The 21,834-nt window shown below is 64.9% G+C and carries 23 protein-coding genes; 8 read left to right on the forward strand and 15 right to left on the reverse strand.

Annotation, left to right across the window (positions count from 1 at the left end; translation table 11 throughout):
• Positions 1-2: 2 nt before the first annotated feature.
• From gyrB to dnaA, 3 genes are all read right to left on the reverse strand, one after another.
• Positions 3-2,504 carry a DNA topoisomerase (ATP-hydrolyzing) subunit B gene (gene gyrB / locus ACQ7JA_RS11960; RefSeq protein WP_430897888.1) on the reverse strand — a complete coding sequence of 834 codons (2,502 nt, stop codon included), beginning with the start codon at positions 2,502-2,504 and terminating at the stop codon, positions 3-5.
• A 67-nt stretch (positions 2,505-2,571) separates the two neighbouring features.
• Positions 2,572-3,678: a DNA polymerase III subunit beta gene (gene dnaN / locus ACQ7JA_RS11965; protein WP_430897890.1), complete on the reverse strand. Its 1,107-nt coding sequence runs from the start codon at positions 3,676-3,678 to the stop codon at positions 2,572-2,574.
• A gap of 191 nt (positions 3,679-3,869) precedes the next feature.
• Entirely contained in the window at positions 3,870-5,264 is a 1,395-nt protein-coding gene (gene dnaA / locus ACQ7JA_RS11970; protein WP_430897892.1) for a chromosomal replication initiator protein DnaA, read from the reverse strand.
• Between the two features lie 346 nt (positions 5,265-5,610).
• Between dnaA and rpmH the strand changes: the two genes are divergently transcribed.
• The 7 genes from rpmH (at position 5,611) to ACQ7JA_RS12005 (ending at position 10,761) form a co-directional block, all read left to right on the forward strand.
• Positions 5,611-5,745, forward strand: coding sequence for a 50S ribosomal protein L34 (rpmH, locus tag ACQ7JA_RS11975; RefSeq protein WP_040378179.1), 135 nt, complete (start codon positions 5,611-5,613; stop codon positions 5,743-5,745).
• A gap of 26 nt (positions 5,746-5,771) precedes the next feature.
• A complete protein-coding gene (gene rnpA / locus ACQ7JA_RS11980; protein WP_430897895.1) occupies positions 5,772-6,170 on the forward strand; it encodes a ribonuclease P protein component in 399 nt (132 codons plus the stop codon).
• A complete protein-coding gene (yidD, locus tag ACQ7JA_RS11985) occupies positions 6,167-6,433 on the forward strand; it encodes a membrane protein insertion efficiency factor YidD (protein ID WP_430897897.1) in 267 nt (88 codons plus the stop codon). The genes rnpA and yidD overlap by 4 nt, the downstream gene beginning before the upstream one ends.
• A gap of 10 nt (positions 6,434-6,443) precedes the next feature.
• Positions 6,444-8,096: a membrane protein insertase YidC gene (yidC, locus tag ACQ7JA_RS11990; RefSeq protein WP_430897899.1), complete on the forward strand. Its 1,653-nt coding sequence runs from the start codon at positions 6,444-6,446 to the stop codon at positions 8,094-8,096.
• 94 nt (positions 8,097-8,190) lie between these two features.
• Complete coding sequence (gene mnmE / locus ACQ7JA_RS11995) at positions 8,191-9,567, forward strand: tRNA uridine-5-carboxymethylaminomethyl(34) synthesis GTPase MnmE (RefSeq protein ID WP_430897901.1); 1,377 nt, start codon at positions 8,191-8,193, stop codon at positions 9,565-9,567.
• A gap of 188 nt (positions 9,568-9,755) precedes the next feature.
• Positions 9,756-10,268 (forward strand): DUF1439 domain-containing protein, encoded by a 513-nt coding sequence (locus tag ACQ7JA_RS12000; protein ID WP_430897903.1) that lies wholly within the window; start codon positions 9,756-9,758, stop codon positions 10,266-10,268.
• 277 nt (positions 10,269-10,545) lie between these two features.
• Positions 10,546-10,761, forward strand: a complete 216-nt coding sequence (locus tag ACQ7JA_RS12005) for a hypothetical protein (RefSeq protein WP_430897905.1) — start codon at positions 10,546-10,548, stop codon at positions 10,759-10,761.
• On the opposite strand, the gene ACQ7JA_RS12010 is transcribed toward ACQ7JA_RS12005, so the two are convergent.
• Entirely contained in the window at positions 10,751-11,383 is a 633-nt protein-coding gene (locus tag ACQ7JA_RS12010; protein WP_430897907.1) for an Hpt domain-containing protein, read from the reverse strand. The two genes, ACQ7JA_RS12005 and ACQ7JA_RS12010, sit on opposite strands and share 11 nt — an antisense overlap.
• A complete protein-coding gene (locus ACQ7JA_RS12015; protein ID WP_430897909.1) occupies positions 11,362-12,321 on the reverse strand; it encodes a CAP domain-containing protein in 960 nt (319 codons plus the stop codon). The genes ACQ7JA_RS12010 and ACQ7JA_RS12015 overlap by 22 nt, the downstream gene beginning before the upstream one ends.
• A gap of 140 nt (positions 12,322-12,461) precedes the next feature.
• Here ACQ7JA_RS12015 and pssA point away from each other — a divergent pair, with 140 nt between their 5' ends.
• Complete coding sequence (gene pssA / locus ACQ7JA_RS12020; RefSeq protein ID WP_430897911.1) at positions 12,462-13,241, forward strand: CDP-diacylglycerol--serine O-phosphatidyltransferase; 780 nt, start codon at positions 12,462-12,464, stop codon at positions 13,239-13,241.
• Between the two features lie 4 nt (positions 13,242-13,245).
• Here the strand turns inward: pssA and ACQ7JA_RS12025 are convergent, their stop codons facing one another.
• From ACQ7JA_RS12025 to ACQ7JA_RS12070, 10 genes are all read right to left on the reverse strand, one after another.
• Entirely contained in the window at positions 13,246-13,557 is a 312-nt protein-coding gene (locus ACQ7JA_RS12025) for a metal-sensitive transcriptional regulator (protein WP_430897913.1), read from the reverse strand.
• A gap of 11 nt (positions 13,558-13,568) precedes the next feature.
• Positions 13,569-14,477, reverse strand: coding sequence for an aldo/keto reductase (locus ACQ7JA_RS12030; protein ID WP_430897915.1), 909 nt, complete (start codon positions 14,475-14,477; stop codon positions 13,569-13,571).
• A 220-nt stretch (positions 14,478-14,697) separates the two neighbouring features.
• On the reverse strand, positions 14,698-15,843 hold the full coding sequence (locus ACQ7JA_RS12035) for a D-alanyl-D-alanine carboxypeptidase family protein (RefSeq protein ID WP_430897917.1): 1,146 nt from the start codon (positions 15,841-15,843) through the stop codon (positions 14,698-14,700).
• Between the two features lie 105 nt (positions 15,844-15,948).
• Positions 15,949-16,578 carry an alpha/beta hydrolase gene (locus tag ACQ7JA_RS12040; protein ID WP_430897919.1) on the reverse strand — a complete coding sequence of 210 codons (630 nt, stop codon included), beginning with the start codon at positions 16,576-16,578 and terminating at the stop codon, positions 15,949-15,951.
• A gap of 16 nt (positions 16,579-16,594) precedes the next feature.
• On the reverse strand, positions 16,595-16,921 hold the full coding sequence (locus tag ACQ7JA_RS12045) for a (2Fe-2S) ferredoxin domain-containing protein (RefSeq protein ID WP_430897951.1): 327 nt from the start codon (positions 16,919-16,921) through the stop codon (positions 16,595-16,597).
• A gap of 61 nt (positions 16,922-16,982) precedes the next feature.
• On the reverse strand, positions 16,983-18,158 hold the full coding sequence (locus tag ACQ7JA_RS12050) for a VanZ family protein (RefSeq protein WP_430897921.1): 1,176 nt from the start codon (positions 18,156-18,158) through the stop codon (positions 16,983-16,985).
• The gene (locus tag ACQ7JA_RS12055; protein WP_430897923.1) at positions 18,155-18,772 is read right to left on the reverse strand and encodes an ABC-type transport auxiliary lipoprotein family protein; all 618 of its coding nucleotides are present in this window, start codon (positions 18,770-18,772) and stop codon (positions 18,155-18,157) included. Before ACQ7JA_RS12055 ends, ACQ7JA_RS12050 begins: the two co-directional genes overlap by 4 nt.
• Positions 18,769-19,716 (reverse strand): MlaD family protein, encoded by a 948-nt coding sequence (locus ACQ7JA_RS12060; protein WP_430897925.1) that lies wholly within the window; start codon positions 19,714-19,716, stop codon positions 18,769-18,771. The genes ACQ7JA_RS12055 and ACQ7JA_RS12060 overlap by 4 nt, the downstream gene beginning before the upstream one ends.
• A gap of 2 nt (positions 19,717-19,718) precedes the next feature.
• Entirely contained in the window at positions 19,719-20,576 is an 858-nt protein-coding gene (locus ACQ7JA_RS12065) for an ABC transporter ATP-binding protein (protein ID WP_430897927.1), read from the reverse strand.
• Entirely contained in the window at positions 20,576-21,721 is a 1,146-nt protein-coding gene (locus ACQ7JA_RS12070) for an MlaE family ABC transporter permease (RefSeq protein ID WP_430897929.1), read from the reverse strand. Before ACQ7JA_RS12070 ends, ACQ7JA_RS12065 begins: the two co-directional genes overlap by 1 nt.
• Between the last annotated feature and the right edge of the window lie 113 nt (positions 21,722-21,834).

The raw sequence follows: 21,834 nt of genomic DNA on the forward strand, positions 1-21,834 counted from the left end.
GCTCAGACGTCGATATTCCCCGCCTGCAGCGCGTTCGATTCGATGAAGTTACGACGCGGTTCCACCTCGTCGCCCATCAGCGTGGTGAAGATCTGGTCCGCCGCAATCGCGTCTTCGATCTGCACCTTCAGCAGCCGGCGCACGGTCGGATCCATCGTGGTTTCCCACAGCTGCTCCGGATTCATCTCGCCCAGACCTTTATAACGCTGCTTGCTCACGCCGCGTTCCGCTTCGTCACGCAGCCACAGCATGGCTTCGTGGAAGCCGCGCACCGCGAACTCCTTCATCTTCTCGCCCTCGCCGCGGCGGATGATCGCGCCTTCGCCGATCAGGCCCTGGAAGGTCGCCGCCGCATTCGCCAGCACCGCGTAGTCATTGCTCAGCACGAAGTCCGCATCGATCGAGGTGACCTGCACGTTACCGTGACGCATGCGCTCGATGCGCAGCGCGTGCTTCTCGGACAGTTCGTCCGAACGCACGACCACTTTCACGGCCGGATCCTTGATCGCCGCTTCCATCGCCTTGGCCGAGGCTTCCGCCTTCTCCAGGGTGCTCATGTCCAGCGTCACGCCACCGGTGATGGCGGTCAGCGCCGCGCGGTCGATCACGCGGGTCAGGCGCATCATGATGGCGTTCGACAGGTTGTACTGGCGCACCAGTTCGCTCAGGCCTTCGCCGGTGATCGGGTCGGCGCCTTCGCGCGGGATCAGGGAGGCTCCGTTCAGCGCGAACGTCATCATGTAGCTGGCTTCTTCGAGGTCATCCTTCAGGTAGCGCTCGTCGCGGCCGGCCTTGACCTTGTACAGCGGCGGCTGTGCAATATAGATGTGACCACGCTCGACCAGCTGCGGCATCTGGCGGTAGAACAGCGTCAGCAGCAGGGTGCGGATGTGGGCGCCGTCGACGTCCGCGTCGGTCATGATGATGATGCGGTGGTAGCGCAGCTTGTCGACGTTGAACTCGTCCGGGCCGATCGAGGTGCCGAGGGTCGCGATCAGGGTGGTGATCTGCTCCGACGACAGCATCTTCTCGAAGCGCGCCTTCTCCACGTTCAGCACCTTGCCGCGCAGCGGCAGGATGGCCTGGAACTTGCGGTCGCGGCCTTGCTTCGCGGAGCCGCCTGCCGAGTCACCCTCGACGATGTACAGTTCGGCCAGGGCCGGGTCGCGTTCCTGGCAGTCGGCCAGCTTCGACGACAGGCCCAGGCCGTCCATCACGCCCTTGCGGCGGGTCAGGTCGCGCGCCTTGCGTGCCGCTTCACGGGCACGGGCGGCTTCCACGATCTTGCCGCAGATGATCTTGGCGTCGTTCGGCTTCTCCATCAGGAAGTCGGTCAGCGTCTTCGCCACGATCTCTTCGACCGGGCCGCGCACTTCCGACGACACGAGTTTATCCTTGGTCTGCGAGGAGAACTTCGGCTCAGGCACCTTCACCGACAGCACGCAGGTCAGGCCCTCGCGCATGTCGTCGCCCGAGATCTCGACCTTGGCCTTCTTGGCGAAGTCGTTCTCGTCGATGTACTTGTTGATCACGCGCGTCATCGCCGCACGCAGGCCGGTCAGGTGGGTGCCGCCGTCGCGCTGCGGGATGTTGTTGGTGAAGCAGAGCACCTGCTCGTTGTAGGCGTCGTTCCACTGCATCGACACGTCCACGGAGATGTTCGTGCCCTGGTCCGACACGCGGTCGCCGGTTGCCTGGAACACGGTCGGGTGCAGGACGGTCTTGGCCTTGTTGATGTACTCCACGAAGCCGCGGGTGCCGCCTTCGAAGGCGAACACTTCTTCCTTGCCGGTGCGGTGGTCGGAGAGCTTGATGTTGACGCCGTTGTTCAGGAAGGAAAGCTCACGGATACGCTTCGACAGGATTTCGTAGTGGAACTCGACGGTGGTAAAGATTTCCTCGTCGGCCCAGAAGTGCACTTCGGTGCCGCGCTTGTCGGTGTCGCCGATGACTTTCATCGGCGAGACTTCCACGCCATCGACCACTTCGATGATACGGTCCACCGGCACGCCGCGGCAGAACTCCAGCTGGTGCACCTTGCCTTTTTGACGCACCGTCACGCGCAGCAGTTTCGACAGTGCGTTCACGCAGGAGACGCCGACGCCGTGCAGGCCGCCGGAGACTTTATACGAGTTCTGGTTGAACTTGCCGCCGGCGTGCAATTCGGTCAGGGCGATCTCGGTCGCCGAGCGCTTCGGCTCATGCTTGTCGTCCATCTTGACGCCGGTCGGGATGCCGCGGCCGTTGTCGGTGATCGAGATCGAGTTGTCCGAATGGATCGTGACGTGGATCTCGGAGCAGAAGCCGGCGAGGGCTTCGTCGATCGAGTTGTCGAGGACCTCGAACACCAGGTGGTGCAGGCCGGTGCCGTCCGAGGTATCGCCGATGTACATGCCCGGACGCTTGCGAACCGCCTCCAGGCCTTCCAGGATCTGGATCGAGGAGGCGCCGTATTCATCCGCCTTGGGGGCGGGAGTGTTTTCTGGTTGGGTATTCTCGGACATGGACTGCTTTCTCATAAAACGGGTAATTCAGGCCGCCTGGCACGCGGCCGTGAGGTGTGCAGACTGATTAAATCCGCATCGGCATGACGACATACTTGAAGTCGCCATTGTCGGGAATCGAGATCAGCGCCGACGAATTCGAGTCGCCCAGCGCGATGTTCACCTGGTCGCACTTGAGGTTGTTCAGCACGTCGAGCAGGTAGGTCACGTTGAAGCCGATGTCGATGGTGTCGCCGCCGTAGTCGATCTCGAGTTCTTCGACCGCCTCTTCCTGGTCGGCGTTGGTCGAGCTGATCTTCATGACGCCCGGCTCGATGATGCAGCGCACGCCCTTGAACTTGTCGCTGGTCATGATCGCGGCGCGCTGCAGCGAGCGCAGCAGCTCGTCACGGCCGATGGTGAACTCGTTCTTGTAACCCTTCGGGATCACGCGGGTGTAGTCAGGGAACTTGCCCTCGACCAGCTTCGACACCAGCTCGATGTCGGCGAAGGTCAGCTTCACCTGCGAGGCCGCGATGTCCAGGCGCACGGTTTCATCGCTTTCTTCCAGCAGGCGCTGCAGCTCGATGATGGTCTTGCGCGGGATGATGACTTCCTGGCGCTCGAACTGCTGCTCGGTCTCGACCTGGCAGAAGGCCAGGCGGTGGCCGTCGGTCGCCACGGCGATGATGTTCTGGCCGTCCAGCACCAAGAGCAGGCCGTTCAGGTAGTAGCGGATGTCCTGCTGGGCCATCGAGAAGTGCACCATGTTGAACAGGTGCTTCAGCGTCTTCTGCGGCAGGGTCACCGAAGCGTTGTAGCTGTCGGCCACCGAGACGGTCGGGAATTCCTCGGCCGCCAGGGTCTGCAGGGCGAAGCGCGACTTGCCGCTCTGGACGGCCAGGCGCTTGTTCTGCAGGGTCATGGTCACGTCGCCCGACTCAGGCAGCGCGCGCAGGATGTCGAGCAGCTTGCGCGCCGCGACGGTGGTGCCGGTCACGTCGTCGCCCGAACCGATGTTCGCGAGGGTCGTGATCTGGACTTCGGTGTCGGTCGAGAGGAACGAGACGCTTTCGCCGTCCTTGCGAATGAGGATATTGGCCAGAATCGGCATAGTGTGCCGACGCTCGACAATACCGCTCACGATCTGCAGTGGCCGGAGAAGCGTGTCTCGGGTGGTTTTGACCAGTTGCATAGATATCCTCAGTAGATGTTGAAATTTTTATTGCTATAACACTATTTTGCCAATTGCCAACGGCAAACACAATTCATGCAGGGTGGTCGGCTTCGCCGACCGCGCGTTCAACCGGTCGGTGAACATTCGATGCGCATCTATTCACCAGGGAGTTGAACGCGCGGACGGCAGAGCCGTCCACCCTACGTAAATCAGCCTTTCAAGGTCTGCTCCAGCACGTGCAGCTCGTGGTTGCACTCCGCATTCTTCTGGCGATCCGCGGCGATCTTGCGCACCGCGTGCAGCACGGTCGTGTGGTCGCGGCCGCCGAACAGCTCGCCGATCTCCGGCAGGCTCTTTTGCGTCAGTTCCTTGGCCAGGTACATGGCGATCTGGCGCGGGCGGGCGATGTTCGCCGGGCGGCGCTTCGAATACATGTCCGCGACCTTGATGTTGAAGAAGTCCGCGACCGTCTTCTGGATGTTTTCCACCGAGATCTGGCGGTTCTGCACCGAGAGCAGGTCCTTGAGGGCTTCCTTCACCACGTCGATGGTGATGTCCTTGCCGTGGAAGCGCGAGTAGGCCAGGATCTTGCGCAGCGCGCCTTCCAGCTCGCGCACATTGGAGCGCAGGTGCTTGGCCACGAAGAAGGCGACGTCGTCCGACAGGCCCACGCCCTCGGACTGCGCCTTCTTCAGCAGGATCGCCACGCGCATTTCCAGCTCCGGCGGCTCGATCGCCACCGTCAGGCCGGAGTCGAAGCGCGAGATCAGGCGGTCGTCCATGCCGGTGATCTCTTTCGGATAGGTATCCGACGTGATGATGATCTGCTTCTTGGCCGCAATCAGCGCCTCGAACGCGTAGAAGAACTCTTCCTGCGTGCGGCTCTTCCCACCGAAGAACTGGATATCGTCGATCAGCAGCATGTCGAGCGAGTGATAGTAATGCTTGAAGTCGTCGAAGCCTTTTCTCTGGTAGGCGGTGACGACGTCGCGCACGTACTGCTCGGCGTGGATGTAGCGGATGCGCGCGTTCGGATTGTCGGCCATGACCTGGTTGCCGATCGCGTGGATCAGGTGGGTCTTACCGAGGCCCACGCCGCCGTAGAAGAACAGCGGGTTATAGGAGATGCCCGGGTTGTTGGCGACCTGGATCGCGGCGGCGCGCGCCAGCTGGTTGGCCTTACCGGTCACGAAGCTGTCGAACGTCAGGTCGGTGTTGATCCGGCTCTGCTCGCGTTTGGGCGAGTTGGCGATGTTCACGTTGCCCTGGGTCGGCGCTGCTTCCGGCTGGCGCGGGGCGTCCAGGTTGGCGGCTGCGCCGGCCGTGGTCGTGGCGGGGCCCGCCGGCTTCTTGGCCGGATTGTTCTTCGGGTCGAGCACGAACTGCACTTCCACCGGCGCTTCCCAGTACTGGCAGGCGAGCTCGGTGATGCGGGTGGCGAACTGCGTCTTGACCCAATCGAGCTTGAAGCGATTCGGCGCCGCGATGCGCAGCTTGCCGTCCTCGTAGTCGAGCACGACAAGGGATTTAATCCATGCACTGTATTGCTGCGGCGTCAGCTCGAGTTCCAGCTGGGCGGAACAGGTCTGCCAAAAATTTTCCATACTTCGCTAGTTGATACGTAACACGCTATTTTACCTGTCTCAGCCGAAGTTATCCACAGGTTGCGCCCACTATTTTCAACCGAATGGCCGGTTTTGCAAGCCCGGCGAAGCTCATCGGGAAACAACAGCTTTCTTGACAGCTGGACTGCAAATCGTGTCTAATTCAGGGTTCCCCGTCCGTGCGCCATATCAAGCTGACATCGTTGGCACCAGGTTGTCCGGGCGAAAACGAGTATCCCCTGTGGCGTGACGCTGGCTTAACCATCTGCGAACTGTCATTGGCGACGAATCCTGACACGACGTCAGACCCGATTTTGCACTTACTTTTGCTTTAAGCGAGACCACCATGAAACGTACTTACCAACCTTCCGTCGTCCGTCGCAAGCGCACGCACGGCTTCCGCGCACGTATGGCTACCCGTGGTGGCCGTCAAGTCCTGAACGCTCGCCGCGCCAAGGGCCGCAAGCGCCTGGCTGTCTAAGTTTTAGACAGATCGACGCGGTCGGTATGACAGGCGAAGGTTCGCACGACTTCGCGCGCGTTCGGCGTATCGTTAAAACGGATGAGTTTTCATCCGTTTTTCGTTTGCGGCCGACGCAAAAATCCGCGCATTTCGTGCTCTATACCCGACCCAATACGCTGCCGCATGCGCGGCTCGGCGTCGTTGCGGCCAAACGTTTTGCGCCGCGCGCGGTCACCCGCAATACGATCAAGCGCGTCACGCGCGAACTGTTCCGCACCAGCGCTCTCCTGCCTGTCGATTGCATCGTGCGCCTGTCGCGCCCGGTGAACGGCAAGGACGGACCGGCGACCACGCGCGCGCTCAAGCGCGAGCTGCGCGCCGAACTCACGCGCCTGTTCGCTTCCCAGCGTCCGCGCCGTCCCAGTCCTCCCGTAGCGCCATGAAGACGCTGCTGGTCTGGTTCCTTCGCGGCTACCAGCTGCTGCTGTCCCCGATGCTCGGGCAGAAATGCCGTTTCTACCCGACCTGCTCCAATTATGCGATCGAAGCGTTGCGCGTCCATGGCGCCGCACGCGGTTCGCTCCTGGCCGCGCGCCGCGTGTGCCGCTGCCACCCGTGGAATCCGGGCGGCGTCGACTTCGTGCCTCCGCCCGCGGACAAGCACCAGCAACCTCCACCAGCCGCTCGCGGTTGTAACCACTCCTGACTAGACTCCAATGGAACTCAATAAACGTACCGTCCTGTGGATCGTGTTCGCCATCTCCCTGATTGTTCTCTGGAACAATTGGATGGTGGCCAACGGTAAGCAGTCGCTGTTCTCGGCTGCGCCGCCCGCCAAGGTCGCGCAGCAGCAGCCGGCCAAGCCGAACGACGTGCCGGCCGCCGCCCAGGCAGGCGCCGCCGCCGTTCCTGGCGCACCCGCGGCCGCCGCACCGGCGACGCAACGCGTCACCATCACCACCGACATCGTGAAGGTCGACATCGACACCCTCGGCGGCGTCATCAAGCGCCTCGAGCTGCTGAAGTTCCCGGACCACTTCGACAAGACCAGGAACCAGGTGCTGTTCAACGTCGGTGGCCCCAACACCTACCTCGGCCAGACCGGCCTGATCGGCCAGACCCCGGCCGGCGTGCTGCCGAACCACCAGACCCCGTTCACCGTCCGCGGCGGCGCGCCGACCCGCGACGCCAACGGCAACGTGCAGCTGGTGCTGGACGCGGAGCAGGGCGGCGTGCGCCTGACCAAGACCTTCACTTTCAGGAAGGGCGACTACACCATCGGCCTGCGCCACGACGTGACCAACCTGACCGCCGCGCCGGTCCAGCCGTCGCTCTACCTGCAGCTGCAGCACGACGGCAACAAGCCGGCCAACGACTCCTGGTTCATGTCGAGCTACACCGGCCCGACCCTGTACACGAACGAGGACAAGTACCAGAAGCTGACCTTCGAGGAAATCGAAAAGGGCAAGGCCGAGCACTCGGCCAAGGCCAACAACGGCTGGGTCGCGATCTCGCAGCACTTCTTCGTCTCGGCCTTCATCCCGGCCGACAAGGCGCAGCGCGACATCTTCACCAAGAAGATCGCCACCAACCTGTACGCCATCGGCACCGTGCAGCCGCTGGGAACCGTGGCGCCGGGCGCCACCGTCTCGAGCGACAGCCGCCTGTATTCGGGCCCGCAGGACGAGAAGACCCTGGAAACCATCACCCCTGGCCTGGAACTGGTCAAGGACTACGGCGTGCTGACCATCCTCGCCAAGCCGATCTTCTGGGTGATGGACCACCTGCACGCGATGCTGGGTAACTGGGGCTGGACCATCGTCGCCCTGACGGTCCTGATCAAGCTGGCCTTCTTCCCGCTGTCGGCGGCCGGCTACCGCAGCATGGCCAAGATGCGCGTGGTGACGCCGAAGATGCAGGCGATCCGCGAGCGCTACAAGAACGACCCGCAGAAGATGCAGCAGGCCACCATGGAGCTGTACAAGACCGAGAAGATCAACCCGCTGGGCGGCTGCCTGCCGATCCTGGTGCAGATGCCGGTCTTCTTCGCCCTGTACTGGGTGCTGCAGTCGTCGGTCGAGATGCGCGGCGCGCCGTGGATCGGCTGGATCACCGACCTGACCCAGCCGGACCCGTACTTCGTCCTGCCGATCATCTACGCGATCTCGATGTACATCACCACCAAGCTGAACCCGCAGCCGGCCGACCCGGTGCAGGCGAAGATGATGCTGTTCATGCCGCTGGCATTCTCGGTGATCTTCGTGTTCTTCCCGTCCGGCCTGGTGCTGTACTGGGTGGTCAACAACATCCTGTCGATCGCCCAGCAGTGGGTCATCACCAAGAAGTTCGAATCGGGCGCGGCCAAGTAAGTCCTCCCGCTTCCGCCCGAAAGCCCGCGCCTCGCGCGGGCTTTTTACTTTTCGCGTCCCTGTCGCGGCGCGCCGTATCCCTTACAATCGCCCCATGAAACTCGACACCTCCCCCATCGCCGCCATCGCCACCGCCCCCGGCCGCGGCGGCATCGGCGTGGTCCGCGCCTCCGGCAAATCCCTCGCTGAACTGATCGACGCCCTGTTCCCCGGCGTGACGCTGGCGCCGCGCCACGCGACCTACATCCCCTTCAAGGCGGCCAATGGCGACGTGATCGACCAGGGTATCGCGCTGTATTTCAAGGGACCGCATTCCTATACCGGCGAGGACGTGCTCGAACTGCAGGGCCACGGCGGCCCGGTGGTGTTGCAGATGCTGCTCGCGCGCGTGCTGGAAGCGGGCGCGCCTTTCGGGCTGCGGCTCGCGGAACCGGGCGAATTCACCCGCCGCGCCTTCCTGAACGACAAGCTCGACCTGGCCCAGGCCGAGGCGGTGGCCGACCTGATCGACGCCTCCACCGAGGCGGCCGCGAAGTCGGCATCGCAGTCGCTGTCCGGCGCCTTCTCGCAAGTCGTGCATACGCTGGTCGACCAGACCATCAATCTGCGCATGCTGGTGGAAGCGACCCTCGACTTCCCGGAAGAGGAGATCGACTTCCTCGAAAAATCGAACGCGCGCGGCCAGCTGGCCGTCATCATCGAGTCGCTCGAGAACGTGTTCCGCCAGGCGGCGCAAGGCGCGCTGCTGCGCGAAGGCCTGAACGTGGTGCTGGTGGGCCAGCCGAACGTGGGCAAGTCGTCGCTGCTGAATGCCCTGGCCGGCGCCGACGTGGCGATCGTCACCCCGATCGCCGGCACCACGCGCGACAAGGTCACCGAGACCATCCAGATCGAGGGCATCCCGCTCAACATCATCGACACGGCCGGCATCCGCACCATTGAGGACATCGACGTGGTCGAGCGCATCGGCATCGAGCGCACCTGGGGAGAAGTCGGCAAGGCCGACGTGATCCTGCACCTGCTGGACGCCAGCCTGGGGCCGAGCGCGGAGGATGAGCGCATCGTCGCCGCCTTCCCGCAGGGCGTGCCGGTGGTGCGCATCTGGAACAAGATCGACCTGTCGGGCCACAAGCCCTCGATCGACATGTCGGCGGACGCCACCCACCTGTACCTGTCGGCTAACGAGAAGCTGGGCATCGACCTGCTGCGCACCGAGCTGCTGCGCATCGCCGGCTGGCAGCAGACCGGCGAATCGCTGTACCTGGCGCGCGAACGCCACCTGATCGCCCTGCGCGCCGCGCGCGAGCACCTGGAGCTGGCGCGCCAGCACGCGATGCAGGACGACCAGTCGCTCGACCTGTTCGCCGAGGAGCTGCGCCTGGCGCAGGACCAGCTGTCCAGCATTACCGGGCAGTTCACGCCGGACGACCTGCTGGGTGTGATCTTCAGCCGCTTCTGTATCGGAAAGTAGGGTGTTCGGCTCCGCCGAACGCGCGTTCAACCATCCGGTGAGTAATCGTGTCATATCCGTTCATGCGGGAGCTGAACGCGCGCACGGCAGAGCCGTGCACCCTGCTATGCTAGGCTAGCGCATCAGTCCGAGGAGGAAGCATGGCGATACATAAGCGACAGTTGTTCAAAGCAGGTCTGACATTGGCTATGTGCGGCCTGCTGTCCTCCTGCGCCAGCCTGACCGGCCCGCGCAAGGTCGAAATCCCCCTGCACAAGCTGCAGGCCGGCCTGGAGCGCCGCTTCCCGGTCAACAATCGCCTGCTGCAGATCTTCGACATCCGCCTCTCGCGCCCCATGCTGTCGATCCAGCCTGAGCAGGACCGGGTCGCGCTGGCGCTGGAGGCCGCGATCTCGCCGCCCTTCGCCAGCGACGCCTGGGCCGGCAGCGTGGCCTTCTCGGGGCGCCTCTACGTCGACCCCGGCCGTCCCGCCGTGATGATGGCCGAGCCGCGCGTCGACCACCTCACTGTCGGCGCCAACCGCGAAGCGGAGCGCCAGCTCACGCGCGTGGTGAATTCCCTGATCGACACGGTGGTGCGCGACACACCCGTGTACGCCTTCGACCCGCAGGACCTGCGCTACGCAGGCATCCAATACATCCCGACCCGCATCGAAACCACACGCTCTGGTTTGCTGGTGACGCTCGAGCCGGCGAAGTAGCGTTTACGCGACGCGCACGCTTGCGAGCGTACAAATTGGCAATACGCTATTATTTTTTCGCCTGCTTTGCCGATTACCGCGCGCTTCCTGGAAGAATTGTTGTGGGTATGTTGAATCGCCCCGCGAAGATTGCAGAGCCAGCCCATTCGGCGCACACTGGAACGCAGTTAGCTGCCGTGGCGCGTGCCAGCTGCGGTCCGCGCTTGAGGTTTCTCATAGGCACCATGTTCCACTGAGGTAATCTTGATCGGACTTCAGTCTGTCGTAGGGGGTAATCTTGGAAACGACACAGGAAAGTTTTCCGGACAATGGGCTGGCGACCGAGCCGGTGCTTGCGGCTGCGACCGGTGTTGCCACAGGCATGCCATCCCGACTGAGCCTGCCTGCAAAGGGATCGTGCTGGTATTGCGAGAAACCGCTCGACAGCGTGCGCCGTTTCTGCGGCAAGGGCTGCGCCGATTCCTTCGACGAAGAAGCGGAATTTACCCGCTGAGCAGGTCCCTGCGGCCAGTTACCTCCGACCGCAGCATGCCCAGCGCGCCTTCGAAATCGAAGCACGCCACCGCCGCTTGCAGCTGCGCCATGCGCGCCGCGCCCAGCAGGGTGCGCAATCCCGCGGCATATTCTTCGACGAGATCCTGCGCCGCGCTGTCGCCGAGATCGAACAGCGCGCACAGTTGCCCCAGCACCGCGTCGTTCAATGCCGGCGCCGGGACGGCCTCGCGCGGGGCAGGCGCCGCCAGCAGCGTATCCAGTTGCACCATCACGCACGCCAGTTCCGCGTCCAGCGAATCGAACGTTTGCGCATCCGGCGTGCGGCCCGCGCGCAGGGCCTGTTCGGCTTGCGCCGCGTGCTGGCGCAGGCCGGGTGCCTCGATCATCGCGGCCGCGCCCTTGAGCGTGTGCGCGAGGCGCTGGGCCAGCGCCAGGTCGCCCGCATCGGCGGCCAGGCGCACGCGCGCCGCGCTGTCGCGGTAGTCGCCGCGAAAGCGCGCCAGCACGCGAGCGTACATCTCCCGGTCCCCCATCATCCTTTCCAGTCCGGCCGCGTAGTCGAGTGCGGCCTCCTGGCCGCTGGCAAGGGGCTGGCCGCTCACCGCGTCGTAAACGACCATGCCCGGGTGACCGGGGCGCCGTTTACCGTGCCGGTGAAGCTGACGTCATAGGTGGTGGCGGCGCGCAGGGGCGCCAGCGGGACGATCGCGGCGGCGGTGCGCTCGCCCGAGGGGTAGACCGGCTGCACCTGCAAGTCGGCGCCGCCGCGCGGGCGCACCGTGAAGGTCTGCACCGTGAGCGGCGCGTCGATGTTGGCGTGCACGCTGATCGGGTAGCCGACTTCGTTCTGGTTCGGCACCGGGTCGGGCTGCTCGGTGTCGCTCATGAAGTTCGGCGTCACCTGGGTCTGGCCGCTGAAGGGCCAGGTCACGACGGCGTTGGCCGCGATGCCGGGGCCGAAGCCGTTGCGGGTGGCGAAATCGGCGGTGAAATAGTTATAGCGGTTGCTCGCGGTGGCCGCGCCGGTGCCGATCTCGCGGAACTTCGGCTCGAACATCACGAAGCGGTGGTAGATCGCGGTGACCAGTTCCTCTGCCATGAAGAAGCCGCTGCTGTTGGTCGTCCCCGAGATCACTTCGCCATAGGCGTAGCCCGAAGCGCCCAGGTTGTAGCCGGCCGCCTTCAGGCGGTCGCCCAAGGTGGCGCCGGTGAAGCCGGGACGGCCGGCGACCTGGTCGTGGCTCATCAGGTTGTTGGTGCGCAGGTATTCGGAGTGGCCCTGGGCCGCATTGTTGATCAGCGCATTTTCCGTCACGGCCGGCACGCCGAGCTGGCTGCGGCGGTAGTTGATCCAGTTACGGCCATCGACGGCGATATTGTTGGTCAGGGCCGGCGCACTGGCGTCGGGCGCGACCGTGCCCGGCGATGGGGTGTTCGCTACCGGGGTGCCGACGATGCCGCCGTTGTTGTCATCGCCGCCTCCACCTCCGCAGGCGGACAAGCTCGACACGACCACCAGCGCGGCGATGAGGGGACGCCAGCGAGGCACATAGCTCATTTTGCAACTCCTGTCAATACGTCGGAACCAGGCGACATTCTAGAGCAAAAGGCTGGGGTATGCGGAACGCATGTGTTGCGGAACCTCGCCTTATTTCGCTGCCTGTAGAATATGGCATCTTTCCCTTGCCGAGCTTTCAATTGAAGCCATCCAGCCAGCAGCGCCTCGCGCGCGCCAAGTTTGCCCTGCCCAGTTTCGTGACGCTGCTGTCGATCGCCTGCGGCTTCGGCAGCATCGTCATCTCGGTGGACAATGCCCACGTCGGCGCCCCCGACGACTACCGCCTGGCGGCGATCCTGCTGGTGCTGGCCGGCGTCTTCGATGCGCTCGACGGCTTCGTCGCGCGCGCCACCAATACCCAGTCCAGCTTCGGGGTGCAGCTCGACTCGATCGCCGACGTGATGAACTTCGGCTGCGCGCCGGGCCTGCTGCTCTACTGCTACGGCTTCGCCCAGATGAGCGCGGCGCATCCGACCCTGGTGCGCATGGGCGGCCTGGCCTGCTTCATCTTCGTTGCCTGCGGCGCGCTGCGCCTGGCGCGCTTCAACGTCATGGTCGGCCGCACCGACCCGCGCTATTTCGTGGGCATGCCGATCACCGCGGGCGCGGCCTGCGTGGCCTCGGTGGTAGTGGCCTGGCCGGATCCGGCGACCACGATGGCGCAGTGCTTCGCCATCATCGCCCTGATGGTGGTGGTGGGCACCCTGATGGTCTCGACCATCCGTTTCCCCAGCTCGAAGCACCCGCGCGGCAAGGTGATGCTGGCGCTGCTGGCCGTCTGCCTGGTGCTGCTGCTTCTCTTGCAGACCCGCTTCTTCGTGCTCTTCTTCCTGCTCTACGTGTGCGCGACCCTGCTGCTGAACATCGGCTGGCGCATGGGCTGGGAAGGTATCGCGCGCCCGAAGGTCTACGAAGACTAGCTTCTTACGCAAATTTGTCGAGCATCGCCGCCAGGTGGGCGGCGCGTGCCCGCGCTTCTTCGAGATCACGCGCATCGGCCGACTGGGTCTGGATGGCGCTGGTCAGCAGCTGCACGAAGGAGCGGTCGAGCGCCTTGCGCGCCGCCGCCATCTGCTGGGCCACCGCGTCGATGTCCGACGGCTCGGCCGCAAGCGCCACCAGCTTCTGCACCCCGCGCAGCTGGCCTTCGATGCGCGCCAGCCGGTTCAGCAGGTCTTTCTTCTGCTGGGCGGTGAGGGCGCTGCCCTCGACGATCTTCAGCGCGCCGTCGGCCATTGCCGTCCCCCTTACGCCACTTCGTGGCCGCGCGCCGCACGCAGGATGTGGAACCAGTCCTCGCGTTCCAGTTGCATGCCGGCGCCGATGACGGCTTCGCGGATCGCCTCGATGCGCCCGGTGCCGGTCAGCGGGATCGGACGGCTCGGCAGCGCCATGATCCAGGCGAACAGCACGCTGGCGAAGGGCTGCTGCATGCGGTCGGCGATTTCCTGGATCGCCGCGCGCGCATTGCTTGCTTTCGCATCGTTCGAGGTGAACAGGCGCCCGCCGCCCAGCGGCGACCACACCATCGGCGCGATGCGCAGGTCCTGCAGGCCGTCGAAGGTTTCGTCGAACATCGGGTCGACGAACATCGGCGAGAACTCGACCTGGTTGGTGGCCAGCGGAATGCGGCGGTTCAGGCATTCGAACTGGTGGCGCGTAAAGTTCGACACGCCCACGTGGCGCACCTTGCCCGCATCGATCAGGCGGGTGAAGGCGCCGGCGATCTCGTCGAAGTCCATCAGCGGGTCGGGGCGGTGGATCAGCAGCAGGTCGAGGTGATCGGTGCCCAGCTGGCGCAGCGATTCCTCGGCGGAGGCAATGATGTGCGCCGCCGTGGTGTCGTAGTGCTGGATGCCGTGCTGCGGACGTTTCGAGGACAGCAGCTTGATGCCGCACTTGCTCACCACTTCGATGCGGTCGCGGAGCGAAGGCTGGGCGCGCAGGGCTTCGCCGAATACGCCCTCGACGCCGTAGTCGCCGTAGATGTCGGCATGGTCGAAGCTCGTCACGCCCATCTCGAGGCACTGCTCGATGAAGGCCACGCGCTGCTGGACCGACATGCCCCATTCGTTCATGCGCCACATGCCGGCGACGATGCGGGACAGCGTCGGACCATTGTCGCGGGTGGTGATGCGGGGGCAGGTGAGGGTCATTGCGTGGGTCCTGTTATGTAATCTTTATGATTATAGCGGTACCGTCTCAAGGTTTTCGTAGGGTGGGCGGTCCTCCGCCCACGCGGTCGACGGACCCATGCACGCCACGGAGCGGGCCGGGATACGTGATTCGAACGCGCGGGCGGGAAACCCGCCCACCCTACGAAAAAGCCCGCCAGGCTTTCGCGCAGGCGGGCTTTCGGATCAGGCTGGACGGCGCTTATTGCATCCACAGGCGCATCGCATCCCAGGCGCGGCCGAAGATGCCCGCTTCCGGCACTTCGTCCAGCGCCACCACCGGCAGTGCGACCAGCGGTTTGCCGTCGACCATCATCTTCAGGGTGCCGACCTGGCCGTTGCGCGCCAGGGGCGCGACCAGCGGGTCCTTGCGTTCCAGCACAGGCTTCATCTTGCCGGCTACGCCCTTTGGTACGGTCACCAGCACGTCGCGGGTGAAACCGATCTTCACGGTCGACTCGGCACCTTTCCATACCGGCACGGTCGATACCGCCTGGCCCTTCGAGTACAGCTTGACGGTGTCGAAGTTCTGGAAGCCCCAGTTCAGGAGCTTCTGGCTTTCCTGGGTACGCACCGCGTCCGAGGCGGTGCCCAGCACCACCGAGATCAGGCGGCGCTGGCCGGCGTTGCCGTTGGCACGGCGCGCCGAGGCGATCATGCTGTAACCCGAGGAATCGGTGTGGCCGGTCTTCATGCCGTCCACGGTCGGGTCCAGCCACAGCAGGCGGTTGCGGTTCTGCTGGGTGATCTTGTTGTAGGTGAACTGCTTGATCGAGTCGATCTTGTAGAACTGCGGGAAGTCGCGGATCACGCTGGCGGCCATGATCGACAGGTCGCTCGCGGTCGAGTAGTTGTTCGCGTCCGGCAGGCCGTGCGGGTTGGCCCAGCGCGTGTTCTTCATGCCCAGGCGCTCGGCTTCGCGGTTCATCAGGGTGACGAAAGTGCCTTCGTCGCCGGCCACCGCTTCGGCCAGGGCCACCGCTGCGTCGTTACCCGACTGGATCATCAGGCCGTGCAGCAGGTCGTTGACCGAGACCGGGACCTTGGGGTCGATGAACATCTTCGAACTGCTCGCGTCCACTTTCCAGGCGCGGGTCGAAACGTTGACCATGGTGTCCAGCGTCAGCTTCTTGTCGCGCAGGGCGGCGAAGGTCACGTAGGCCGTCATGACCTTGGTGAGCGAGGCCGGTTCCACGCGGGCGTTCTGGTCTTGGGCGGCGATGACTTGGCCACTCGTTGCGTCGAGCAGCAGCCACGACTTGGCTGCGATGGACGGCGCCGGCACGGTCTGTGCACTGGCCGAGGCCATCAGCAGGCTGGCGGCCACGGCCGCTAACAGTTTTTTCATGGGAGCAATATCGTCTACAGGTTGGTGGTGGTGCGGTAAAGCGCACGGCAATACCTTACAGGAATTGCCGCAAGAGAAGAGACTAATTATAGGCCAGCGAAGGCCTCAAATGTCACGCCGCCACATTTGCACGACAAGATTTTTGATGTGACCGAGCTTGCGGTGGAAGAAGTGATCGGCGCCCGGGATCACGGTCACGGGGATGTCGAGCGGACGCGCCCACTCGAAGACGTCCTGCAGCGTGATCGTATCGTCAAGTTCGCCGTGGATCAGGATGGTGTCGAGCGGCACTTCCGGCATCGGCCACTTGCCGGCCGCGGTGCCGACCAGCACCAGGCGCTCGGCCGGGCGGCCCTGGGCGATGAGGCGCTGCTGGAACTGGGCCTGCACGAAGGTGCCGAAGGAGAAGCCGGACAGGGCCACGGGCAGGCCCGGGTATTCCTTGACCATGTGCTGGTACATGATCTCCATGTCATCCACCTCGCCGCGGCCCTCGTCGTGCACGCCTTCCGACTCGCCCACGCCGCGGAAGTTGAAGCGGGCAGTGGCGTAGCCGAGGGTGACGAAGGTGCGCGCCAGGGTCTGGGCCACCTTGTTTTCCATGGTCCCGCCGTAGAGCGGATGCGGGTGGGCCACCAGGGCGATGCCGCGCGGGGCGTCTTCCGGCAGGTCGAGGACGCACTGCATCTTGCCCGCATGGCCGTCGAGGGTGAATTTATGCGAAAACTTGTTCATTACGTGTGTCAGTCAATCAGATCTTCAGGCGTTCCACGACCTTGCCGCCCACCAGGTGGGTGTCGATGATGTCGTCGATGTCGTCGTTGTCCACATAGGTGTACCAGGTGCCTTCCGGGTAGACCACGAGCACCGGGCCTTCCTCGCAGCGGTCGAGGCAGCCGGACTGGTTGATGCGCACCTTGCCCGCGCCGTTCAGGCCGAGTTCCTTGATGCGCTTCTTGGCGTGTTTCTGGGCCTTTTCCGAGCCGCAGTTGCCGCAGCTCTGGCGGGCATCCTTACCTTCCCGCACGTTCATGCAAAAGAATACATGGTGCTGGTAGAAGGGTTTATCGTCGGTCATGTCGCTCATGTCGTTGTCTCTTCGAGGTGTGCCGGGGCACATGATACGGCATTCGCCGGAGCTAGGCTTCCGCTTGCGGCCGCGGGTCCTGGCGGTTCAGCTTGTGCGAGGGCAGCAGCAGGAACCACAGGGCGAAGAAGGGCCAGAGCAGCGAAAGGAATTGCGCCGCTCCATTAAAGTTCAGGAACTTGCCTTGCACCCAGCCCTGCAGGGTGGAGACGAAATAGGGGTTCACGGGGATCGTGTTCACCACGATCAGGCTCAGGATCAGGGTCACCACCGCCAGGCGGCGCTGCGCCACCTGGGGCGCGAAGACCAGGCCGGCCAGCATGATCAGGCCGATGATGAAGCCGCCCTCGGCGCCCGGCGTCACCCAGACGAAGGCGTTGTCGGGACGGAACAGCAGCGAGCTGGCCAGCGTTTTCATGAGCAGCGCGGCGGCCAGGAAAGTCACCATCAGCAGGAAGCGCGGCGCGCCGCGGCGCACCAGGCACATCAGGGTCAGCACAGCGCCGGTCATCCCGCAGGCCGTGATGATGGTCTCGGACAGCCAGTACTGTTCCACCGTCAGGATGTCCCCGCCGGGGCGCAGCATGCCGACCAGGTCGATGTCCATGTCCAGCCAGCGCGACAGCCAGTCCGAGAGGATCGGCAGCACCTGGCCGTGGCCGAACAGGTAGCTCTGCGGGTAGATCTGGGCCAGCGGCCACAAGGCGACGAGCACCAGGCCCTGGCTCGCATGCGGGGCGAACCAGCGGCGGCGCAGCTGGAACAGGCGGCTGCGGTCCAGCAGGCCCGGCGCCCACCAGGCGCCCAGGATCGCGCCGGCCAGGGTGCCGCCGGCATTCGTCACCAGGTCCAGGTTCGAGGGCACGCGGCTGGGCAGGTAGTTCTGCACGGTCTCCATCGCGCCCGTCACCAGCACGCCGACGATCGCCGCCAGCAGCACCGCCCACACGCCGCGCACGCGCGGGTACATCGACAGCACCAGCAGCACGCCGAAGGGGATGTAGCCGACGATGTTGACGCCCACGTCGAAGCCGGTCCAGTAGCGCGGCCAGTTCGTGTTCAGGAAGGTGAACAGGGGCAGGCCGTTGTCGCGCCAGCCGGTGAAGGGATACCAGCTGGCGTAGATGATCAGGAGCAGGTAGGCCAGCAGGGCCGCGCGCGAGATCGGCGAGCCGCGTCCTTCGCGCGGGCGTTCGCGCTGCTCGACGACGGCTTTCGGCGCGGTCATCGTTTCCGGGTGTCGACCGTCGCCAGCCAGGCCTGGATGTCGGCGGCGACGGCATCAAGGCTGGCGGCCAGCGCGCGTGCGCCGCCCGCGGCATCGGCGCTCGGCGCCGGCGTGGTGCGGGTGAAGGTGCGCTGGTCGAGCAGGCGGTGGTCGCTAAACAGCGAAGCGCGCAGGGTGAGCTGGCCTTCGCTCTGGCCGGCGCTGGAGAAGGCGTGCACGAAGTCGTCGACTTCCACGCGCAGCAGCGGCACGCCGGTGGAGGCGTCGGTGGCCGACAGTACCTTCATGCCCGTCTGCGACAGGCGCGCCTTCATGCGCTGGGTGACCATCTGCAGGGGATTGCTGGCCCAGCGGCTGTTGGCGTAGGTGCGCGCCTCGAGGGCGTTGGCGTAGTTCAGGCGGTAGTACATGCGCTCGTTCTCGAGCGCGGCCGGGCCGGTGGCGTCCATCACGACGATGGCGGGCAGGGCGGCGGGTGCATTCGTCTGCTGCGCGGCGGCCGGGCCGAAGTCGAAGGTCGTGGCTTCCTGCGTCTTGCTGCTGGCGCAGCCGGCCAGGACGAGAACGGCGGCGAGAATGGAGAGGGTGCGGTTGGCGGTCACGGTGGTCCTCATTTGGTCGGTGGCACGAAGCCGGGCTCGCCCGGGCCGGGCTGGGCGCTCGGCGCGCCGAACAGGATGCCTTGCGGGCGGTCGGACAGCGAATTCGCGGTGCGCTTCACGGCGCGCAGGGCGCCGCGCGCCTCGTCGGTCATCTGCACGACGTGGGGCAGGGTCTCGAGTTCGAGTTCGTTGGCCGCGGCCTGCACCGTGCCGATGGCGCCGTTGATGCGCTCGAGCGGGCCGTCCGGGCCCTGCAGGCGGGTGGCCAGCGCGTCGTAGTTGGCGGCGGTGCGGTCGACGCTGGCGGCGGCCGAGTCGAAGGAGCTCAGGCTGCGATCGAGTTTTGCCGTGAGCGCCGGCAGGCGGTCCAGGGTCGGATCCAGCTTTTGCGGGATGGCGGCGTAGGCGTCGGCCGCCTTGCCGATGCTGTCGAACGCCCCGACGATGGTCTGCTGGTTCTCGGGCGTGACCATGTTCGCCAGGCTGTTGGTGATCTGCTCGGTCTTTTCCAGGATGGCCAGGCCGCGCTTTTCCAGCTGGTCCAGCAGGCCCGGACGCAGCGGGATGCGCGCCGCCTGGTCTTCGCGCTGGGCCAGGCGCGGCGAGCCGGTGCGGTCGTCGTCGAGCTGGATGAAGGCGATGCCGGTCACGCCCTGGTAGCCGAGCGAGGCGAAGGTGGTGGTGGTGATCGGAGAATCCTTGTCGACCGAGAGCCTGATGAGGATCTGGCCGGTCACGCGCGGGTCGAACACGATCTCCTCGACGCGCCCGACTTCCAGGCCGCGGTAGCGCACCGCCGCCTGCGGGTTCAGGCCCGGGATCGACTGGGTGGTGACGATCTCGTACGGCGCCATCTCGGTGCGGTCGCGGTTCAGCCACAGTCCGACCAGCACCGCCGCCACCAGCAGCGCGATCGTGAAGACGCCCGTCATCAGGGCATACGACCTGTTTTCCATAACTAGTTCTCCGATTCCGTATCGTTCTGTGCCTGGCGCTCCTCGAGCACTTCGAGTGCACGCTGGCCGCGCGGGCCCAGGAAAAAGTGTTTGATGAAGGGATGGTCGACCCGCAGCACGTCGCAGGACGGCCCCACTGCCAGCACGTGCTTCTCGGCCAGCACCGCGATGCGCGAGGACAGGGCGAACAGGGTGTCGAGGTCGTGGGTGACCATCACCACGGTGAGTTTCAGCTCGCGGTGCAGGGTCTGGATCAGCGCCACGAAGGCGTCCGACAGGTCCGGATCCAGGCCCGCGGTGGGCTCGTCCAGGAAGAGTAAGCGAGGTTCGAGCGCGAGGGCGCGCGCCAGGGCGGCGCGCTTGATCATGCCGCCCGACAGGTCGGAAGGCATCTTGTTGGCGTGCTCGGGCCCCAGGCCCACCATGTCCATCTTGAGCAGCACGGCGTCGCGGATCACGTCTTCCGGCAGCGCGCGCAGCTCGCGCATGGGAAAGGCGATGTTGTCGAACACGGTCAGCGCCGAATACAGCGCGCCCTGCTGGAACAGCATGCCCCAGTGGTTGCGCATGTGCTGCAGCTGTTCTTGCGAGGCCGCGCTGATGTCCTCGCCGAACACCTTGACGCAGCCCTGCGAAGGACGCTCCAGGCCCAGCATCTGGCGCAGCAGCACGGTCTTGCCGGTGCCGGAACCGCCGACGATGGTGAGGATTTCGCCGTCGTAGATGTCGAGGTTCAGGTCCTGGTGAATCACCGTGCGCCCGAAGCGCGTCCACAGCTTGCGGATCTCGACCACCGGTGCGCCGACTTCCTCGTCGGGGCGCATGTTCAGGCGCTGGGGAGGTCGCTTCTGGTCCGGCATCAGAACCCCACTCCGCTGAAGATGATCGCGTACACGGCGTCCGCCACGATCACCACCGTGATCGCCGTGACCACGGACGTCGTGGTGCCGCGGCCCAGGCTCTCGGTATTCGGCTTGATGCGCAGGCCGAAGTGGCAGGCCACCAGCGCGATCAGGATGCCGAAGGTCGCCCCCTTCAAGAGCCCAATGTTGTAGTTCACGACCGGCACGGCTTCCGGCAGCTCCTGCAGGAAGTAGCGCGCCGCCAGGCCCAGTTCGACCTTGGCCGAGACCATGCCGCCGATCAGGGCCATGGCGTCGGTCCACACCACCAGCAGCGGCATCGAGATCGCCAGCGCCACCACCTTGGGCATGATCAGGCGGTAGCCGTGCGAGACGCCCATCACCAGCATGGCGTCCAGTTCCTCGGTCACCCGCATCACGCCCAGCTGGGCGGTGATCGAGGAACCGGAGCGGCCGGCCACCAGGATCGCCGCCAGCAGGGGGCCGAGTTCACGGATCACGGACATGCCGAGGATGTTGACCAGGTAGATGTCGCCGCCGAACATCTTGAGCTGCTGCGCCGACAGGTAGGAGAGCACCACGCCGATCAGGAAGCCCACCAGGGCGGTGATGCCCAGCGCCTGGAAGCCGGAATGGTAGATATTGGCCGAGATTTCGCGCCAGGGGCCGGTGCGCGGGTTGCGGATGAAGCGGCCGATGTCCTGCACCACCAGGCCGATCAGGCCGATGAAGCTTTTCAGGTGCTCGTAGAAGTTCAGGATGCCGGCGCCCAGCACGATGATCCAGTGCAGGGGGCTGGTGCGGTGGCGGGCCAGGCTCAGGCCGCTCGCCTTCTCGATGCGGTTGAACAGCTCTTCCTGGCGCGGGTCGATGGTCAGCTTGGCGGGGCGCTTCTTGCCCCAGGCGTTCCAGAACATCTGGGCGCCGATATGGTCCAGGCGCTCGATGCCGGACAGGTCCCAGTCCAGGGTGTCCTTGTGCTTGAGCGCCGCCAGGGTACGGGTAATGCCCTTCAGTACTCCACGCCGCGACAGCGTATGCACTTGCCAGACGCCGCTTGCAATGACCGATGTTCCCGCCCCCGGGCTGTCGCCCGTCTCGGAATGCTGGATGGTCAATATTGGCGCATTTTCAATCTGCATTGCGCCAGTGTAAAAGAGAATCGTTAACGTTGCTACACGCTTGCTCTAAAGCTATTCGGGATTTCGTAGGATGGGCAATCCCTTGCCCACGCGTTCAAGCAGCAGAAGCATCG

The organism is Massilia sp. BKSP1R2A-1 (genome assembly GCF_050586525.1).
Lineage (GTDB): Bacteria > Pseudomonadota > Gammaproteobacteria > Burkholderiales > Burkholderiaceae_D > Telluria.

Excerpts from the sequence above, each read along its gene's own strand:
- gyrB (WP_430897888.1), bottom strand. The coding sequence starts at position 2,504 with ATGTCCGAGAATACCCAACCAGAAAACACTCCCGCCCCCAAGGCGGAT.
- dnaN (WP_430897890.1), bottom strand. The coding sequence starts at position 3,678 with ATGCAACTGGTCAAAACCACCCGAGACACGCTTCTCCGGCCACTGCAG.
- dnaA (WP_430897892.1), bottom strand. The coding sequence starts at position 5,264 with ATGGAAAATTTTTGGCAGACCTGTTCCGCCCAGCTGGAACTCGAGCTG.
- rpmH (WP_040378179.1), top strand. The coding sequence starts at position 5,611 with ATGAAACGTACTTACCAACCTTCCGTCGTCCGTCGCAAGCGCACGCAC.
- rnpA (WP_430897895.1), top strand. The coding sequence starts at position 5,772 with ATGACAGGCGAAGGTTCGCACGACTTCGCGCGCGTTCGGCGTATCGTT.
- yidD (WP_430897897.1), top strand. The coding sequence starts at position 6,167 with ATGAAGACGCTGCTGGTCTGGTTCCTTCGCGGCTACCAGCTGCTGCTG.
- yidC (WP_430897899.1), top strand. The coding sequence starts at position 6,444 with ATGGAACTCAATAAACGTACCGTCCTGTGGATCGTGTTCGCCATCTCC.
- mnmE (WP_430897901.1), top strand. The coding sequence starts at position 8,191 with ATGAAACTCGACACCTCCCCCATCGCCGCCATCGCCACCGCCCCCGGC.
- ACQ7JA_RS12000 (WP_430897903.1), top strand. The coding sequence starts at position 9,756 with ATGTGCGGCCTGCTGTCCTCCTGCGCCAGCCTGACCGGCCCGCGCAAG.
- ACQ7JA_RS12010 (WP_430897907.1), bottom strand. The coding sequence starts at position 11,383 with ATGGTCGTTTACGACGCGGTGAGCGGCCAGCCCCTTGCCAGCGGCCAG.
- ACQ7JA_RS12015 (WP_430897909.1), bottom strand. The coding sequence starts at position 12,321 with ATGAGCTATGTGCCTCGCTGGCGTCCCCTCATCGCCGCGCTGGTGGTC.
- ACQ7JA_RS12025 (WP_430897913.1), bottom strand. The coding sequence starts at position 13,557 with ATGGCCGACGGCGCGCTGAAGATCGTCGAGGGCAGCGCCCTCACCGCC.
- ACQ7JA_RS12030 (WP_430897915.1), bottom strand. The coding sequence starts at position 14,477 with ATGACCCTCACCTGCCCCCGCATCACCACCCGCGACAATGGTCCGACG.
- ACQ7JA_RS12035 (WP_430897917.1), bottom strand. The coding sequence starts at position 15,843 with ATGAAAAAACTGTTAGCGGCCGTGGCCGCCAGCCTGCTGATGGCCTCG.
- ACQ7JA_RS12040 (WP_430897919.1), bottom strand. The coding sequence starts at position 16,578 with ATGAACAAGTTTTCGCATAAATTCACCCTCGACGGCCATGCGGGCAAG.
- ACQ7JA_RS12045 (WP_430897951.1), bottom strand. The coding sequence starts at position 16,921 with ATGACCGACGATAAACCCTTCTACCAGCACCATGTATTCTTTTGCATG.
- ACQ7JA_RS12050 (WP_430897921.1), bottom strand. The coding sequence starts at position 18,158 with ATGACCGCGCCGAAAGCCGTCGTCGAGCAGCGCGAACGCCCGCGCGAA.
- ACQ7JA_RS12055 (WP_430897923.1), bottom strand. The coding sequence starts at position 18,772 with ATGAGGACCACCGTGACCGCCAACCGCACCCTCTCCATTCTCGCCGCC.
- ACQ7JA_RS12060 (WP_430897925.1), bottom strand. The coding sequence starts at position 19,716 with ATGGAAAACAGGTCGTATGCCCTGATGACGGGCGTCTTCACGATCGCG.
- ACQ7JA_RS12065 (WP_430897927.1), bottom strand. The coding sequence starts at position 20,576 with ATGCCGGACCAGAAGCGACCTCCCCAGCGCCTGAACATGCGCCCCGAC.
- ACQ7JA_RS12070 (WP_430897929.1), bottom strand. The coding sequence starts at position 21,721 with ATGCAGATTGAAAATGCGCCAATATTGACCATCCAGCATTCCGAGACG.